Here is a 14934-nt window from a genome sequence, read left to right on the forward strand (position 1 = left end):
GCTCCCCCATCCGCAAAACAAAATTAATTTCCTGCAGTGACTTGTATTTCTCTCTTCAGTAATGATAATCACTATCGTTCGCACTTTACGTTTTTTTACCTAAGGTTTACCCTTCTTAAAATTCAAGAGGTTGGTGATGTTCGTTCCCTTTCTCATTATGCTGCGCGAAGGTCTGGAAGCAGCGCTCATCGTCAGCCTGATTGCCAGCTATCTCAAACGCACCCAGCGCACCCAATGGTTTCCCGCCATGTGGGCCGGCGTATTTATCGCTGCCGCGCTCTGCTTAGCGTTGGGCATCTTTATTAATGAAACTACCGGTGAGTTTCCTCAGAAACAGCAGGAGCTGTTCGAAGGCATTGTCGCGGTGATTGCCGTGGTGATCCTGACGTCGATGGTGTTCTGGATGCGCAAAGTTTCGCGCAATATCAAAGCCACGCTGGAAAAATCGGTCGATCAGGCGTTGCAGAAGCAGGGCAGCAGCGGCTTCCCGCTGGTGCTGATGGTGTTTCTGGCGGTAGCGCGTGAAGGGCTGGAATCGGTGTTCTTCCTGCTGGCCGCGTTCACGCAAGATGTGGGTTATGCGCCGCCGCTCGGCGCGGTGCTCGGCCTTGCAACCGCCGTGGCGCTGGGCTTTTTGCTCTATTACGGCGGCATTCGCCTGAACCTGGCGCACTTTTTCCGCTGGACCAGTTTGTTCATTCTGTTTGTCGCAGCGGGGTTGTCCGCCGGCGCCATTCGCGCCTTCCATGAGGCCGGTTTGTGGAATCACTTCCAGGATGTAGCGTTTGATATGAGCAACACGCTCTCAACGCACTCGGTGTTCGGCACGCTTTTGGAAGGGATTTTAGGTTACCAGGAAACGCCAAGCGTAAGCGAAGTGGCGGTGTGGCTTGCCTATCTCATCCCGGCGCTGCTGCTGTTTTTCTTCCCGGCCCGGCCTTCAGTCAACGCGGCACGTACCACACGCTGAAATTTAATCAGGCGCGATTGCGCGCCTGTTCTTCCATGTAACAGGGATATCACTATGACGATTCGCTTCCGCCGCAAGGCGCTGTTGGTTGCTATGCTGGCGCTTTCCGGTGCGGCTACTGCTGCCGTCCCGCAAGTCACGGTCACCGTGACGGACAAACAATGTGAGCCGATGTCGCTCAACGTGCAGGCCGGTAAAACCCAGTTCATCATCAAAAACAACAGCCAGAAAGCGCTGGAGTGGGAAATCCTGAAAGGGGTGATGGTGGTGGAAGAGCGTGAAAACATCGCGCCTGGCTTCAGCCAGAAAATCACCGCTAATCTGGAAGCGGGCGAATATGACATGACCTGCGGCCTGCTCAGCAACCCGAAAGGCAAGCTGGTGGTGAGCGGCGATGCGAAGAAAGCGGCAAACGGTAAACCGGATGTGCTGGAGCTGGTTGGCCCGATCGCCGACTACAAAGTCTACGTGATGAATGAAGTGAAAGAGCTGGTAGCAGGCACCAAAGCGTTTACCGATGCGGTGAAAGCCGGCGACATTGAGAAAGCCAAAGCGCTATTCGCACCTACGCGCGTGCATTACGAGCGTATTGAACCTATTGCTGAGCTGTTCTCCGATCTGGATGGCAGCATTGATGCGCGTGAAGATGACTTCGAGAAGAAAAATGAAGATCCGAAATTCACCGGTTTCCACCGCCTGGAAAAAATCCTGTTCGCCGATAACACCACCAAAGGTGCCGAAGAGTTCGCCAGCAAGCTAAATCAGGATGTGCTCGATCTGCAAACCCGCATCAGCGAACTGGCGTTCCCACCGGCGAAGGTGGTTGGCGGCGCAGCCGGTCTGATTGAAGAAGTGGCCTCCAGCAAGATCTCTGGTGAAGAGGATCGTTACAGCCGTACCGATCTCTCCGACTTCCAGGCCAACATCGATGGCGCGCAGAAAATCGTTGATCTGCTGCGTCCGCTGCTGCAGAGAAACAACCCGCAGCTGCTGGCGAAAGTGGATGCTAACTTCAGGAAAGTCGACGGCATTCTCAGCAAATATCGCACCAAAGATGGCTTTGAATCGTACGAAAAACTGACTACCGCTGACCGTAACGCGCTGAAAGGCCCGATTACCACGCTGGCGGAAGATCTCTCACTGCTGCGTGGAACCTTGGGTCTCGACTGATCATGAGTGATAAAAATGACGCGGCGCAGCCGTCGCGTCGTCGATTATTGCAGGGATTAGGCATGTTGGGTGGCGCAGCCGCCCTCGGCGGCGGTTGTCCGTTCCATACCGCAACCGCCGATAGCTTCTCTCCCGGCACGGTTGCACCCAACTCGCGCCAGCAGGCGCAACCTTTTTACGGCGCCCATCAGGCCGGTATCGTCACGCCGCAGCAGGCATCCATGATGCTGGTGGCGTTTGATGTGCTGGCGAGCGACAAAGCCGAGCTTGAACGTCTGTTCCGCTTGCTAACCGATCGCTTCGCTTTTCTCACGCAAGGTGGACCGGCGCCGGCGGTCACCAATCCGCAACTGCCGCCGATGGATTCGGGAATTCTCGGTGCCGATATCGCGCCCGACAATCTCACCATGACGTTATCGGTCGGCACCTCGCTGTTTGATGAGCGCTTCGGCTTAAGCAAACACAAGCCTGCGCAGCTGCAAACCATGACGCGTTTTCCCAACGATTCGCTGGATGCGGAACAGTGCCATGGCGACCTGCTGCTCCAGATTTGCGCCAACACCCAGGATACGGTGATTCACGCGCTGCGCGACATCATCAAACGCACGCCCGATCTGCTGGCGGTGCGCTGGCGTCGCGACGGTTTTATTGCCGACCACGCGGCGCGCAGCAACGGCAAAGAAACGCCGATCAACCTGCTGGGTTTCAAAGATGGTACCGCCAATCCCGATACGCATAATCCGGCATTGATGGATCAACTCTTGTGGGTCACGCACGAACAGCAGGAACCGGCGTGGACGCACGGCGGCAGCTATCAGGCGGTGCGTATCATCCGTTTTCATGTAGAGATGTGGGACCGTACGCCGCTCGGCGAGCAGCAAACCATCTTCGGTCGTGAGAAGTTATCAGGCGCGCCGCTGGGTATGAAAAACGAGCATGACGTACCGGATTACAGCAAAGATCCCGATGGCGATTTTATCGCGCTGGATGCGCATATTCGTCTCGCCAATCCACGCACGCCGGAAACCGACAGCAGCTTGATGCTGCGGCGCGGTTACAGCTATTCCAGCGGTATTACCGGCTCGGGTCAGCTGGATATGGGTTTATTGTTTGTTTGCTACCAGTATGATTTAACCAAGGGCTTTATTACCGTACAGCAGCGTCTCAATGGCGAAGCGCTGGAAGAATATATTCGCCCGATTGGCGGCGGATACTTTTTCGCGCTGCCGGGCGTGGTGGATAAAAACCATTATCTCGGGCAACCTTTATTGCAGGCCTGATTAATAAATGTGCAGCGCCTGCGATGGTCACCGCTTCGCAGGCGCATTTGTTAAGTATTCCTTAAACTTTCCGCTGGAAGTAATCACTTCCGAATGTTCTTAAAAAGTTATGTTACCCGTTAATAAATCATCTATATGATAAATATGGGAAATTTAATTTAAGGTAAAAGACCTTAGGCTTCGCTTATCTTTTTTTCTTTACTGCTACGTAAAAATAATGTTGCAAACCACCGCAAATATGATGCACTTTATTCATAAGCGTTGTCAGTTGTGTGGCTAAGCCACTGGAGTTCGCGCATGATTCGTCTCTCTTTGGGACAGTTAAATAGTTTCACCACACGCAGTCCACTGCGGGGGATTTCTTCCCTCCAACGTAACCTCGCTATTTTTCAAACATCGTTCTTGTTCAATCTCATTTTCTTTACCGGTGCGCGCCTGCGTCTCGGCGCTGATGCACACCATTCTCACTGGCTCGACACGGCTTACAAGGAAGCCAACTAAACCTCTAAAGCGTTCAAGTCATCGCCGCGGGTGATCCGCCGCGATAAATGAAACCAACTGTAAGGTGCCACTATGGGAAGACAGAAAGCAGTGATCAAAGCACGTCGTGAAGCAAGACGCGTTATTCGTAGCGACTCTCGCAGTCACCGTCAGCGTGAAGAAGAATCGGTCACTTCGCTGGTGCAAATGGGTGGGTTGGATTCGATTGGTATGGCACGTGATGCACGTGACCGCGGGCCGATTGAAGCCAGAAATGAAGCTCAGGCACACTATCTCCATGCCATAGAAACGAAACAGCTTATTTTCGCCACCGGTGAAGCCGGCTGCGGAAAAACCTGGATTAGCGCAGCCAAAGCGGCTGAGGCCCTGATCAATAAGGATATCGAAAGGATTATCGTAACGCGCCCGGTTCTGCAGGCGGATGAAGATCTCGGTTTCCTTCCCGGAGATATTTCCGAGAAATTCGCGCCTTATTTCCGACCGGTCTATGACGTTCTGGTTAAACGTCTCGGCGCTTCCTTTATGCAATACTGCCTGCGGCCCGAAATTGCCAAGGTAGAGATCGCGCCCTTCGCCTACATGCGTGGACGTACCTTTGAAAATGCGGTGGTGATCCTTGATGAGGCACAAAACGTCACCGCCGCACAGATGAAGATGTTCCTGACTCGCCTGGGGGAAAACGTGACGGTTATCGTCAACGGCGATATTACCCAGTGCGACCTGCCATCCCACGCCAGGTCTGGCCTTGCCGATGCGTTAGCGCGCTTCGAAGAGGATGAGATGATCGGCGTGGTGCGTTTCGGCAAAGAGGATTGCGTCCGTTCAGCGCTGTGCCAACGCACGCTGCACGCTTACAGTTAACCGTTTGATTGAGAATGTAGCTTAAGCAAAACCCGGCGCGCGCCGGGTTTTTTATGGTTTACGCCCTCGGCTTGACACCATCCCCCAGCGGTAACAATTAGCGCCATTGTATTATTGATACCTGTAAAAGTATCTCTGGTAATAAATGACACTCCAGGTCAAAAATAATTTTAGGAACAATCCTAGTCACTTTATCAGGGTGCATCAGGGGCTTAACTCAAATCATAATAAATTTCCTATATAAATCAAACCGCAAAGATCATCTCGCTTTATTGCCTTCCTAAAATTCCAGCTATATATTCGCGCGGTAACACACAGGGAAAGTGTGCCTACGCGTGCTTTCCGCGCCATTTTTACAAGGAGTAAACATGAGCAACTCTTACCAGAATGAAATCCCTAAAGCCCGTATCAACCTCAAGCTAGACCTGCACACCGGTGGAGCGGCGAAGAAAACCGAGCTCCCTCTCAAGCTGCTGGTGACCGGCGATTTCAGTAACGGCGCGGAAGACCGCCCGCTGTCTGAACGCGAAAAAATCAACGTCAACAAAAACAACTTCAACAGCGTGCTGGCCGATATCGCGCCAGCGGTGTCATTTGCCGTGCCGAACACCCTGGCCGGTGACGGCAGCGAAGAGAACGTTCAGCTTAACTTCCGCGACATGAAGGACTTCGAGCCGGAGCAGGTTGCCCGTCAAATCCCTCAGTTGCGTGCCATGCTGGCAATGCGCAACCTGCTGCGCGACCTTAAATCCAACCTGCTGGATAACGTCACTTTCCGCAAAGAGCTGGAAGCCATCCTGAAAGATCCGGCACTCAGCGATGAACTGCGCAGCGAGCTGTCTGCGTTAGCCACCGATCAAGCCTGATCATCCCCGTAACGGACTATAGAGAGAGAATGCTGATGTCAGTTCAGAATGAAACCCATGCCAATGGTGCAACCACCGTGCTGGATCGCCCGGCTGCGGGCGGCGTCTACGCGTCGCTGTTTGAAAAAATCAACCTCAATCCGGTGTCAGAGCTGAGTGATCTCAACGTCTGGCAGGACAATCAGGCGATGTCTGATGCCACCGCCGACGAGCGCGTGACAGCCGCGATGCAGGTATTCCTGACGCGCCTGAAAATCAGTGGTGCGAAAGTCGAAAAGCTGGATAAAAACCTGCTGGATCACCATATCGCCGAGCTGGACCGCCAGATCAGCCGCCAGCTCGATGCGGTGATGCACCATGATGAATTCCAGAAAGTGGAGTCGGCGTGGCGCGGCCTGAAGTCGCTGGTGGATAAAACCGACTTCCGCCAGAACGTGAAAATCGAAGTGCTGGACGTGTCGAAAGACGATCTGCGTCAGGATTTCGAAGATGCGCCAGAAATCATCCAGAGCGGCCTCTATCTGCAAACCTACGTCGCCGAATACGACACGCCGGGCGGCGAGCCGATTGGCGCGGTGATTTCTGCTTACGAGTTTGATGCCTCTGCACAGGACGTGGCGCTGCTACGCAACCTGTCGAAAGTGGCGGCCTCTGCGCACATGCCGTTTATCGGGTCGGTCGGCCCGCAGTTTTTCCTCAAAGAGTCGATGGAAGAAGTGGCTGCCATCAAAGATATCGGCAACTACTTTGACCGCGCCGAATACATCAAGTGGAAGTCGTTCCGCGACACCGACGACTCGCGCTACATCGGCCTGACCATGCCGCGAGTGCTTGGTCGTCTGCCGTACGGCCCGGACACCGTGCCGGTGCGCAGCTTCAACTACATCGAAGAAGTGAAAGGTCCGGACCACGATAAATACCTGTGGACTAACGCGTCGTTCGCCTTCGCCGCCAACATGGTGCAGAGCTTCATCAGCAACGGCTGGTGTGTGCAAATTCGTGGCCCGCAGGCCGGTGGTGCGGTGCAGGATCTGCCGATCCATCTCTACGATTTAGGCACCGGCAACCAGGTGAAAATCCCGTCTGAAGTGATGATCCCGGAAACCCGCGAGTTCGAGTTCGCCAACCTCGGCTTCATCCCGCTTTCTTACTACAAAAACCGCGATTACGCCTGCTTCTTCTCGGCCAACTCAACGCAGAAACCGGCGATCTACGACACCGCTGATGCCACCGCCAACAGCCGCATCAACGCACGTCTGCCGTACATCTTCCTGCTGTCGCGCATCGCGCACTACCTGAAGCTTATTCAGCGCGAAAACATCGGTACCACCAAAGATCGCCGTCTGCTGGAGCTGGAACTCAACACCTGGGTGCGCACGCTGGTGACCGAGATGACCGATCCGGGCGACGAGCTGCAGTCTTCACATCCGCTGCGCGATGCGAAAGTGCTGGTGGAAGATATCGAGGACAACCCGGGCTTCTTCCGCGTCAAGCTGTTCGCCATCCCGCACTTCCAGGTGGAAGGCATGGACGTGAACCTGTCGCTGGTGTCGCAGATGCCGAAAGCTAAAGCGTAAGGCGGAACTCAGGGATGAAAACAGAACAACCACTCTGGGGCCGGGGCACGATGATCTCGCCCCAGCACTTTCAGCAGCAGTCCGCCTGGCAGGCGTGGCAAAGTGAATGCATCGCGCGCATGGGGCTTAATCAGCCGTGGGGCGTATTTCAGGTTGAGTTTGAGCCGGAAGCGTTAAAGCGCGGACGTTTGCAACCGCGTCATCTCCATCTGCGCTTCAGTGACGGCACGCTGGTGGATACAAACAACGCCGATCCGCTGCCACCGACGCTGACGCTTGAGGCGGAGCATAAGGAAGTGACGGTTGTTCTGGCGCTGCCGCAGCTGTACGCCAACGGCGGCAACTGCCTGCAGGAAAGCGACGTGGCGGAGCGTCCGGTGCGATTCCGCCAGCGCTGGCGCGATATCCGCAACCTGTTCGGGGACGATACCCGGCAGGTTGCGGTATTGCAGCCTGAACTGACGCTACGTTATGCACATCAGGACAACAGCGACTGGCTGACCTGTCCGGTGGCGCGTCTGCAGCAGGATGCGCAGGGCGGCTGGGCGCTGGACAGCCAGTTCCTGCCACCGCTGCTCACCCTGCAATCCAGCCCGTGGCTGATGACGGCACTTGAACAACTGGTGACGCAGCTGCGCGCACGGCTGGTACGTCTGATGGCGATGCGCCGCGAAAGCAACCAGCGCATGGCGGATTTTGCCGTCGCCGACGTGTCGCTGTTCTGGCTACTCAACGCGCTAAACAGCGCCGAACCACTGCTGGCCGATTTTCAGCGTCATCCGCAAAGCCCGCCGGAACGGCTTTATCCCGAACTGGCGCGCCTGGCGGGCAGTCTGCTGACGTTCTCACTGGAACATCAGGTCAGCGCCATTCCGGCTTACCGCCATGAAAATTTGAATGAGGTGTTCCCACCGCTTTTCAGCCTGCTCGGCACGCTGCTGGAAGCCAGCCTGCCGTCGCGCATGGTGGCAATCGACATGACGCACGACAGCCGTCTGCGCCAGTGGCAGGCGCGACTCAATGATCCACGCCTGCGCGAGGAAGCCGATTTCTACCTGTCGGTGCGCTCGCCGCTGCCGGTGGCGCAGCTGCAGGAGCAGTTCCCGCGCCAGTGCAAAGTCGGCAGCCCGGATGACGTGACTGCGCTGGTCAACAGCTCGCAACTGGGCATTCCGCTTAAGCCGCTGAGTCACGTACCGGCCGCTATTCCACTGCGCCTGGAGAACCAGTATTTCTCGCTGGATCTGTCGCATCCGGCAGCACGCGCCATGCTCGAAAGCGGCAGCTGCATGTTTTACGTCCCCGGCACGCTGGGTGACCCGGAACTGGAACTCTTCGCGGTGCTGAGATCATGAGTACTGAAGCAAAAACTATCGATATTGATGCGCTGCTGCAAAACACCTGGCTGCAGGTAATCAGCCTGCGCCACGGCCCGCAATTTGCCGATGGCGAAGGGCTGGCACTGTGGCAGCGCTGCGTCAGTGATGCGGAGCGGGTGCAGCTGGCGCTGCGTGACGCGGGCGTCAGCCGCGAGAGCCGCCATGACATTCTGCTGGCGCAGTGCGCGCTGCTGGATGAGGCGGTTAAAGGGCGCGGCGTGCAGGATGATGCCTGCGTGCAGTGGTATCACATGCCGCTACAGGGCCATTTTTTACAGACCATGGATGCAGGCGAAACGCTGTGCGACCGCATGCAGCGGGTGCTGGCGCAGCCGGAAGCCGACGAAATGGTGCTGACCTGTTTTCACCGCGTAATGATGCTGGGCTTTCTCGGTGGTTATACCTCCATTGATGCGCCCGCGCGCCAGCAGTTGGTGAGCGCGCTGACTAAACGCGTACCACCTTTCACGCGTCCGGCGGATGCGCCGTTGTTATCGCTGGCAAGTGGTGGGCTGCGAGCGGGCTGGTTAAGCAGTTGGCCTGCACGTCTTGGCCTGACCGCGCTGCTGCTGGCCGCGCTGTGGTGGGGGCTGAATCACTGGCTCGATCACCTCATCACGACGCTGCTGCCCGGAGTCAAAGGATGACGACGCTGCTTCCACGCCTGCTGGTGCTCTGGATTTGGCTGCTTGCGGCGGTTCTATGCACGCAGTTTCTGAGCTTTACGCGCAGCAGCGATTTCCTCGTGTTGCTGGCGATACTGCTGCTGGCTGGCACGGTAACGTTTAGAGTGCTGCGCCGCCGCAAGCATGTGACGAGTCAGGAATGGACTGATTTGCCCGATGTAGCTTATCGGCAGCCGGTGGTGCTTTGCTGCAATGCAAGTGGTCTGTCGGACGTGGAACCGGTACGCGTGTTGCCGCACGGCTGCTTTATTCACGTTGCCGATAGCAGCGAACTCCAGCACAACGTGCGTGAGTTGTTGCTGCAACGTCCCGACTGGGGCCGCCAGATTTCAATCTGCCTCAATATCAGTCCACAGCAACAGCAGGACAGCGCAGCGCTGGAAAATGCGCTGTTTGCTCTGCGCTGGCAAATTGCGTTACTGCGCCGTGAAACCCGTCAGTCGCTGCCGCTGCTGCTTAACATCGGCGTTGCCGGCGAGATGGCGCAGTGCGCTGCACCACTTTGGCAGGTTCAGCTGGCAGGAAATAGCCCACAAATCTGGCAGGACGACACCTCACCGCGTGGTACCAGCGAATGGCTGCAGTTGGGTGGAAACGTGGCGATGCAGCAGCAGGTCCTGCTCAACTCGCTGGATGCGTGGGCGCGTCAGCATGTGCTGCGCGTGCTGACAGAGGCGCACAGTGATGTCGCCGCCGTGATACCCGCCGCATATGTGTTGCAGCTGCAACCCGCTATGCCGGTTGCCAGCAATGACTCTCTGTGGTGCGCCTGGCTGTGGCAGCACACCACTATCCGCAGTGCCGGTACCGCAGCGAACATAGCCGTCATCCTGCCTGACTTTATCCTTCCGCTGCTTCCAGAAGGCCGTGGCCTGACGCCGCGCATCCGCGCATTGCGCACGGCGATCACGGCCTTCGCCGTTGCCGCAGTCATCGCACTCTGTGCGGTGGCCTGGAACAACCAGTCGCTAATCCATCGCATCGTATTCGACCTCGAACACTACAACCGCATTGCTATGACCGACTACGCGCCGAAGCTCGCTGCTGTGCAGGTGCTGCGCGAGGACGCGAGTCAGCTCGACAACTATGCGCGTCAGGGCGCGCCGCTGCGCCTGAGTCTGGGGCTCTATCAGGGCGGGCATCTGCATCTGCCGGTGCTGCACGCCATTAGTACCTGGATACCGGAACCTAAGCCAAAACCTGCGCCAAAGCCGAAACCACAACCCACGCTGGTACGGCTGGACGCGATGTCGCTGTTCGATTCCGGCAAATCCGAGCTGAAAACCGGCTCAACCAAAGTGCTGGTCAACGCGCTGGTCGGCATCAAGGCGAAGCCGGGCTGGCTGATTGTGGTCGCGGGTTATACCGACGATACCGGCAATCCGGCGCTGAACCAGCGTCTGTCGCTGAAGCGGGCGGAATCCGTGCGCGACTGGATGCGCGACACCGGCGACGTGGATGAGAGCTGCTTTGCGGTGCAGGGCTTCGGCCAGAGCCGTCCGATGGCGAGCAACGACACCGCCGAAGGTCGCGCGGCCAACCGGCGCGTTGAAATCAGTCTGGTGCCGCAGGCCGACGCCTGCCAGGCAGCGGACGCAATCCCTCCGTCATCACAGGATGGTGACGGCAATCATGAAGAAAAGGAGTAACAACATGGCAATTCCGGTTTATCTGTGGCTGAAGGACGACGGCGGTGCGGACATCAAGGGCTCGGTGGACGTGCAGGACCGTGAAGGCAGCATCGAAGTGGTGGCACAGCAACACAACCTGTACATCCCGACCGACAACAACACCGGCAAGCTGACCGGCACGCGCATTCACACGCCGTTCCTGTTCACCAAGGAAATCGACTCGTCCAGCCCGTACCTCTACAAAGCGGTTACCACCGGCCAGACGCTGAAGTCTGCCGAGTTCAAGTGGTATCGCATCAGCGACGCCGGCCAGGAAGTGGAGTACTTCAACACCAAGCTGGAAAACGTGAAGGTGGTGAAGGTCAATCCGGTGATGCACGACGTTAAGGACCCGTCGAAAGAGAAACACAACCATCTGGAGCAGATTGAGCTGCGCTACGAAAAAATCACCTGGACCTACAAAGACGGCAACATTATTCATTCCGATTCATGGAACGAACGCGCCACCGCCTGATTACGCGTCATATTTCGCGCCGCAGGTGCGTTGGCTGCGCTCGCGCATCCCGGTCACTTACTTATGTAAGCTCCCGGGGCTGCACTCGCTTGCCGCCTTCCTGCGACATGAACTATTTAGCGTAATCCCTCCGCCGGGCTGTTTTTTTGCAGCCCGGTGGATGCTGGCAACAGGGATTGCAGGGCGCACATTCTGTAGCTGCGCAATTCATTGCGCGGTGTTGACCTTCAAAAATAACTGACGCTATGCGACCAGGCCAGATGCCTGGTGATTCCATCCGAAGCGGGTGAAATCACAAGTCATTTCCCATTTTTCCTGCTGCCTTATGCGCTTTGGTTCACGGCGACGGGCGGTAGCGTGCCCCCAATCAGGAGAATTTTGCTATGGACAGTCAGTCAGCCGCTTTACTGCGTCGCCTCAACCCGTTCTGCGCGCAGGCGCTGGAAGCCGCTGCGTCGCTATGCCAGACCCGCGCCCACGCTGAAATCCAGCCGGAGCACTGGTTGCTCAAGTTGCTCGAGCAGGGCGAGGGCGACATCACGGTGATTGCCCGCCGCTATGAATGGGACATGGATGTCATCTGGCAGGATTTGCTGGCGTTTCTCGACCGCCAGCCACGCGCGGTGCGAGGGCGTCCGCAGCTTTCTTCTTCGCTGGAAGCGCTGCTGAAGCAGGCGTGGCTAATGGCCTCCGCATCTGATAATTCCCCGCAAATTCGCAGCATGCATCTGCTGATGGCGCTGTCCGAGCAGCCAAAACTTGCACAGTGCGAAGGTCTGTGGCCGCTGCTGAGCCTGCGCATGAGCCAGCTTGAGCGTTTACAGCCGATGCTGGAAGCGCAGTCCGACGAGCGTGCCGAAGCGGAGCAGCCGGAGATGCCGGTCAGCACCCTCGAACAATCCGCCACCGCAGGCGAAAGCAAAACACCATCAACCGAAGCGCTTGCCCGCTTCACCCGCGACGTTACCGCTGACGCACGCAGCGGCAAAATCGATCCGGTATTTGGCCGTGACAATGAAATCCGCCAGATGGTCGATATCCTGTCGCGCCGCCGCAAGAACAACCCGATTCTGGTCGGCGAGCCGGGCGTCGGCAAAACCGCGCTGGTGGAAGGGCTGGCGCTGCGCATTGCCGAAGGCAACGTGCCGGACAGTTTGAAGCCGGTGAGCGTGCACACGCTGGACCTCGGCATGCTGCAGGCGGGCGCGGGCGTGAAGGGTGAATTCGAGCAGCGCCTGAAAAACATCATCACCGAGGTACAGAATGCGCCGAATCCGGTGCTGCTGTTTATCGACGAAGCGCACACCATCATCGGCGCGGGTAATTCAGCGGGCGGCGCGGACGCGGCCAACCTGCTGAAACCGGCGCTGGCGCGCGGCGAACTGCGCACCATCGCGGCCACCACGTGGAGCGAGTACAAACAGTATTTTGAGAAGGACGCCGCGCAGGAGCGCCGCTTCCAGATGGTGAAAGTGGACGAGCCGGACGACGACACCGCGTGCCTGATGCTGCGCGGCCTCAAGTCGCGCTACGCCGACCATCACGGCGTACATATCACCGACGCGGCGGTGCGCGCCGCCGTCACGCTGTCGCGCCGCTACCTCACCGGACGCCAGCTGCCGGACAAGGCGGTTGACCTGCTCGACACCGCCGCCGCGCGCGTGCGCATGGGCCAGGACACGGTGCCGGAAGCCATCACCCGCCTGCGTGCGAAGCTCGATGCGCTGAACATCGAGCAGCGCGCCATCCTCGACGACGAAGCGCTGGGCGGCGCGGTGTCACAGGAACGGCTGGCAGAAATCGCCGGTCTGATTGCGGTAACCGATGAAGAGCTGGAGGCGCTGGAACAGCGCTACGGCATTGTGCAGTCGCTGATGCAAGAGCTGCTGGAAGGGCGCAAAGACGCCAGCCAGCGCGGCGCCATCGCACAGCTCCAGACCGACCTCGACGCGCTGCAGCCCGGCGAACCGCTGCTCACCGCCGATGTTGACGCGCGCATCGTGGCGGGCGTGATTGCCGACTGGACCGGCGTGCCGCTCTCCTCATTAATGAAGGACGAGCAGGCCGAACTGCTGGCGCTGGAAAACCAGCTCGCCACGCGCGTGGTGGGACAGGACGCGGCGCTCAATGCCATCGCCCGGCGCCTGCGCGCCTCGAAAACCGGGCTCACCTCCGAAAACGGTCCGCAGGGCGTGTTCCTGCTGGTCGGCACCAGCGGCACCGGCAAAACCGAAACCGCGCTGGCGCTGGCTGATTTGCTGTACGGCGGTGAGAAATCATTAATCACCATCAACCTCAGCGAATATCAGGAAGCGCACACCGTTTCCCAGCTGAAAGGCTCGCCGCCGGGCTACGTCGGTTACGGCCAGGGCGGCATCCTCACCCAAGCGGTGCGCAAGCGTCCGTACAGCGTGGTGCTGCTCGACGAGGTGGAAAAAGCGCACCGTGAAGTGATTAACCTGTTCTATCAGGTATTTGACCGTGGATTTATGCGCGATGGCGAAGGGCGCGAAATCGACTTCCGCAACACCGTGATTCTGATGACCTCGAACCTCGGCAGCGATCAGTTGATGCAGCTGCTGGAAGAAATGCCCGAAGCAGCCGAATCCGACCTTCAGGAGTGCCTGCGCCCGATCCTGCGCGATCACTTCCAGCCCGCGCTGATGGCGCGCTTCCAGACGGTGATTTACCGCCCGCTGGCGCGCGAGGCGATGCGAATCATCGTGGAGATGAAGCTGAAGCAGGTCAGCAAACGGCTGCAACGCCATTACGGCATCCGCACCACCATCGGCGACGGCCTGTACGACATGCTTACAGACGCCTGCCTGCTGCCGGACACCGGCGCGCGCAACGTCGACAGCCTGCTGAATCAGCAAATCCTGCCGGTGCTGAGCCAGATGATTCTGCAGCACCGCGCCAGCGGTACTTTGAGCAACAGCCTGACGCTGGACACTAATGATGAAGGCGAAGTGAGCTTTATCTTCTGAACATGTGACGTTCTTTTTAATAACAAGGAGTGTGTATGAAAACCCAGAATATCCCCGTTTCACCCGCGTTTATCGCGATTTCCTGGATTGCCATGCTCGGCGGCACGCTGGTTTACTTGGCGGGTCTATGGCGCGCGGAGATGCATCTTAATGAAAAAGGCTATTACTTCGCGGTGCTGATCCTTGGACTGTTCACGGCGGTTTCGCTGCAAAAAACCGTACGCGACCGTCTGGAAGGCATCCCGACCACGCAGCTTTACCACATGGTTTGCCTGCTGGCCTTCACTATTGCCGTGGTGTTGCTGGTTGCTGGGCTGTGGAATGCAACGCTAATGCCAAGCGAAAAAGGTTTTTACGGCGTGTCATTTTTCATGGCGTTATTCGGTGCTGTAGCGGTACAGAAAAACACCCGTGACGGTATGCACAGCGTGACTGAAAACGCTACTGAGGAAAGCCAGGAACCTCAGGCCTGACATTTACCTAATATTCCCGCAGCCGCTTTAGGCGCGAGA

The 14934-nt window shown here is 57.7% G+C and carries 13 protein-coding genes; all 13 read left to right on the forward strand.

Annotated features, from left to right (window positions below; genetic code table 11):
- Positions 1-136 precede the first annotated feature (136 nt).
- The 13 genes from efeU to yiaA all read left to right on the forward strand — a co-directional run bounded on the left by efeU (position 137) and on the right by yiaA (position 14895).
- Positions 137-970, forward strand: coding sequence for an iron uptake transporter permease EfeU (gene efeU, locus IB226_RS03280; protein WP_176970390.1), 834 nt, complete (start codon positions 137-139; stop codon positions 968-970).
- Between the two features lie 54 nt (positions 971-1024).
- Positions 1025-2140, forward strand: coding sequence for an iron uptake system protein EfeO (efeO, locus tag IB226_RS03285; protein ID WP_192233557.1), 1116 nt, complete (start codon positions 1025-1027; stop codon positions 2138-2140).
- Between the two features lie 2 nt (positions 2141-2142).
- The gene (efeB, locus tag IB226_RS03290; protein ID WP_192233559.1) at positions 2143-3420 is read left to right on the forward strand and encodes an iron uptake transporter deferrochelatase/peroxidase subunit; all 1278 of its coding nucleotides are present in this window, start codon (positions 2143-2145) and stop codon (positions 3418-3420) included.
- Positions 3421-3717: 297 nt separating this feature from the next.
- Positions 3718-3921, forward strand: a complete 204-nt coding sequence (locus tag IB226_RS03295) for a hypothetical protein (RefSeq protein ID WP_192233561.1) — start codon at positions 3718-3720, stop codon at positions 3919-3921.
- A 72-nt stretch (positions 3922-3993) separates the two neighbouring features.
- A complete protein-coding gene (gene phoH, locus IB226_RS03300) occupies positions 3994-4782 on the forward strand; it encodes a phosphate starvation-inducible protein PhoH (protein WP_101764056.1) in 789 nt (262 codons plus the stop codon).
- A 368-nt stretch (positions 4783-5150) separates the two neighbouring features.
- The gene (gene tssB / locus IB226_RS03305) at positions 5151-5648 is read left to right on the forward strand and encodes a type VI secretion system contractile sheath small subunit (protein ID WP_101764057.1); all 498 of its coding nucleotides are present in this window, start codon (positions 5151-5153) and stop codon (positions 5646-5648) included.
- A gap of 29 nt (positions 5649-5677) precedes the next feature.
- Positions 5678-7225, forward strand: coding sequence for a type VI secretion system contractile sheath large subunit (tssC, locus tag IB226_RS03310; protein ID WP_192233562.1), 1548 nt, complete (start codon positions 5678-5680; stop codon positions 7223-7225).
- A 14-nt stretch (positions 7226-7239) separates the two neighbouring features.
- Positions 7240-8580, forward strand: a complete 1341-nt coding sequence (tssK, locus tag IB226_RS03315) for a type VI secretion system baseplate subunit TssK (protein WP_192233564.1) — start codon at positions 7240-7242, stop codon at positions 8578-8580.
- A complete protein-coding gene (tssL, locus tag IB226_RS03320) occupies positions 8577-9251 on the forward strand; it encodes a type VI secretion system protein TssL, short form (RefSeq protein WP_101764060.1) in 675 nt (224 codons plus the stop codon). Before tssK ends, tssL begins: the two co-directional genes overlap by 4 nt.
- Positions 9248-10939: an OmpA family protein gene (locus IB226_RS03325; RefSeq protein ID WP_192233566.1), complete on the forward strand. Its 1692-nt coding sequence runs from the start codon at positions 9248-9250 to the stop codon at positions 10937-10939. Before tssL ends, IB226_RS03325 begins: the two co-directional genes overlap by 4 nt.
- Positions 10940-10943: 4 nt before the next feature.
- Positions 10944-11435, forward strand: coding sequence for a type VI secretion system effector Hcp (gene hcp / locus IB226_RS03330; RefSeq protein ID WP_064741351.1), 492 nt, complete (start codon positions 10944-10946; stop codon positions 11433-11435).
- 383 nt (positions 11436-11818) lie between these two features.
- Positions 11819-14422 (forward strand): type VI secretion system ATPase TssH, encoded by a 2604-nt coding sequence (gene tssH, locus IB226_RS03335; RefSeq protein WP_192233568.1) that lies wholly within the window; start codon positions 11819-11821, stop codon positions 14420-14422.
- Positions 14423-14457: 35 nt separating this feature from the next.
- Positions 14458-14895, forward strand: coding sequence for an inner membrane protein YiaA (gene yiaA, locus IB226_RS03340; protein ID WP_101764063.1), 438 nt, complete (start codon positions 14458-14460; stop codon positions 14893-14895).
- Positions 14896-14934: the final 39 nt, after the last annotated feature.

Source organism: Pantoea sp. PNT03 (assembly GCF_014852515.1).
Classification (GTDB): Bacteria; Pseudomonadota; Gammaproteobacteria; order Enterobacterales; family Enterobacteriaceae; genus Pantoea; species Pantoea leporis.

Bases quoted from the DNA above. Each gene is read 5' to 3' on its own strand.
- tssL (WP_101764060.1), top strand. From the start codon at position 8,577: ATGAGTACTGAAGCAAAAACTATCGATATTGATGCGCTGCTGCAAAAC.
- tssH (WP_192233568.1), top strand. From the start codon at position 11,819: ATGGACAGTCAGTCAGCCGCTTTACTGCGTCGCCTCAACCCGTTCTGC.
- efeU (WP_176970390.1), top strand. From the start codon at position 137: ATGTTCGTTCCCTTTCTCATTATGCTGCGCGAAGGTCTGGAAGCAGCG.
- efeO (WP_192233557.1), top strand. From the start codon at position 1,025: ATGACGATTCGCTTCCGCCGCAAGGCGCTGTTGGTTGCTATGCTGGCG.
- IB226_RS03295 (WP_192233561.1), top strand. From the start codon at position 3,718: ATGATTCGTCTCTCTTTGGGACAGTTAAATAGTTTCACCACACGCAGT.
- IB226_RS03325 (WP_192233566.1), top strand. From the start codon at position 9,248: ATGACGACGCTGCTTCCACGCCTGCTGGTGCTCTGGATTTGGCTGCTT.
- tssB (WP_101764057.1), top strand. From the start codon at position 5,151: ATGAGCAACTCTTACCAGAATGAAATCCCTAAAGCCCGTATCAACCTC.
- yiaA (WP_101764063.1), top strand. From the start codon at position 14,458: ATGAAAACCCAGAATATCCCCGTTTCACCCGCGTTTATCGCGATTTCC.
- tssK (WP_192233564.1), top strand. From the start codon at position 7,240: ATGAAAACAGAACAACCACTCTGGGGCCGGGGCACGATGATCTCGCCC.
- efeB (WP_192233559.1), top strand. From the start codon at position 2,143: ATGAGTGATAAAAATGACGCGGCGCAGCCGTCGCGTCGTCGATTATTG.
- hcp (WP_064741351.1), top strand. From the start codon at position 10,944: ATGGCAATTCCGGTTTATCTGTGGCTGAAGGACGACGGCGGTGCGGAC.
- tssC (WP_192233562.1), top strand. From the start codon at position 5,678: ATGCTGATGTCAGTTCAGAATGAAACCCATGCCAATGGTGCAACCACC.
- phoH (WP_101764056.1), top strand. From the start codon at position 3,994: ATGGGAAGACAGAAAGCAGTGATCAAAGCACGTCGTGAAGCAAGACGC.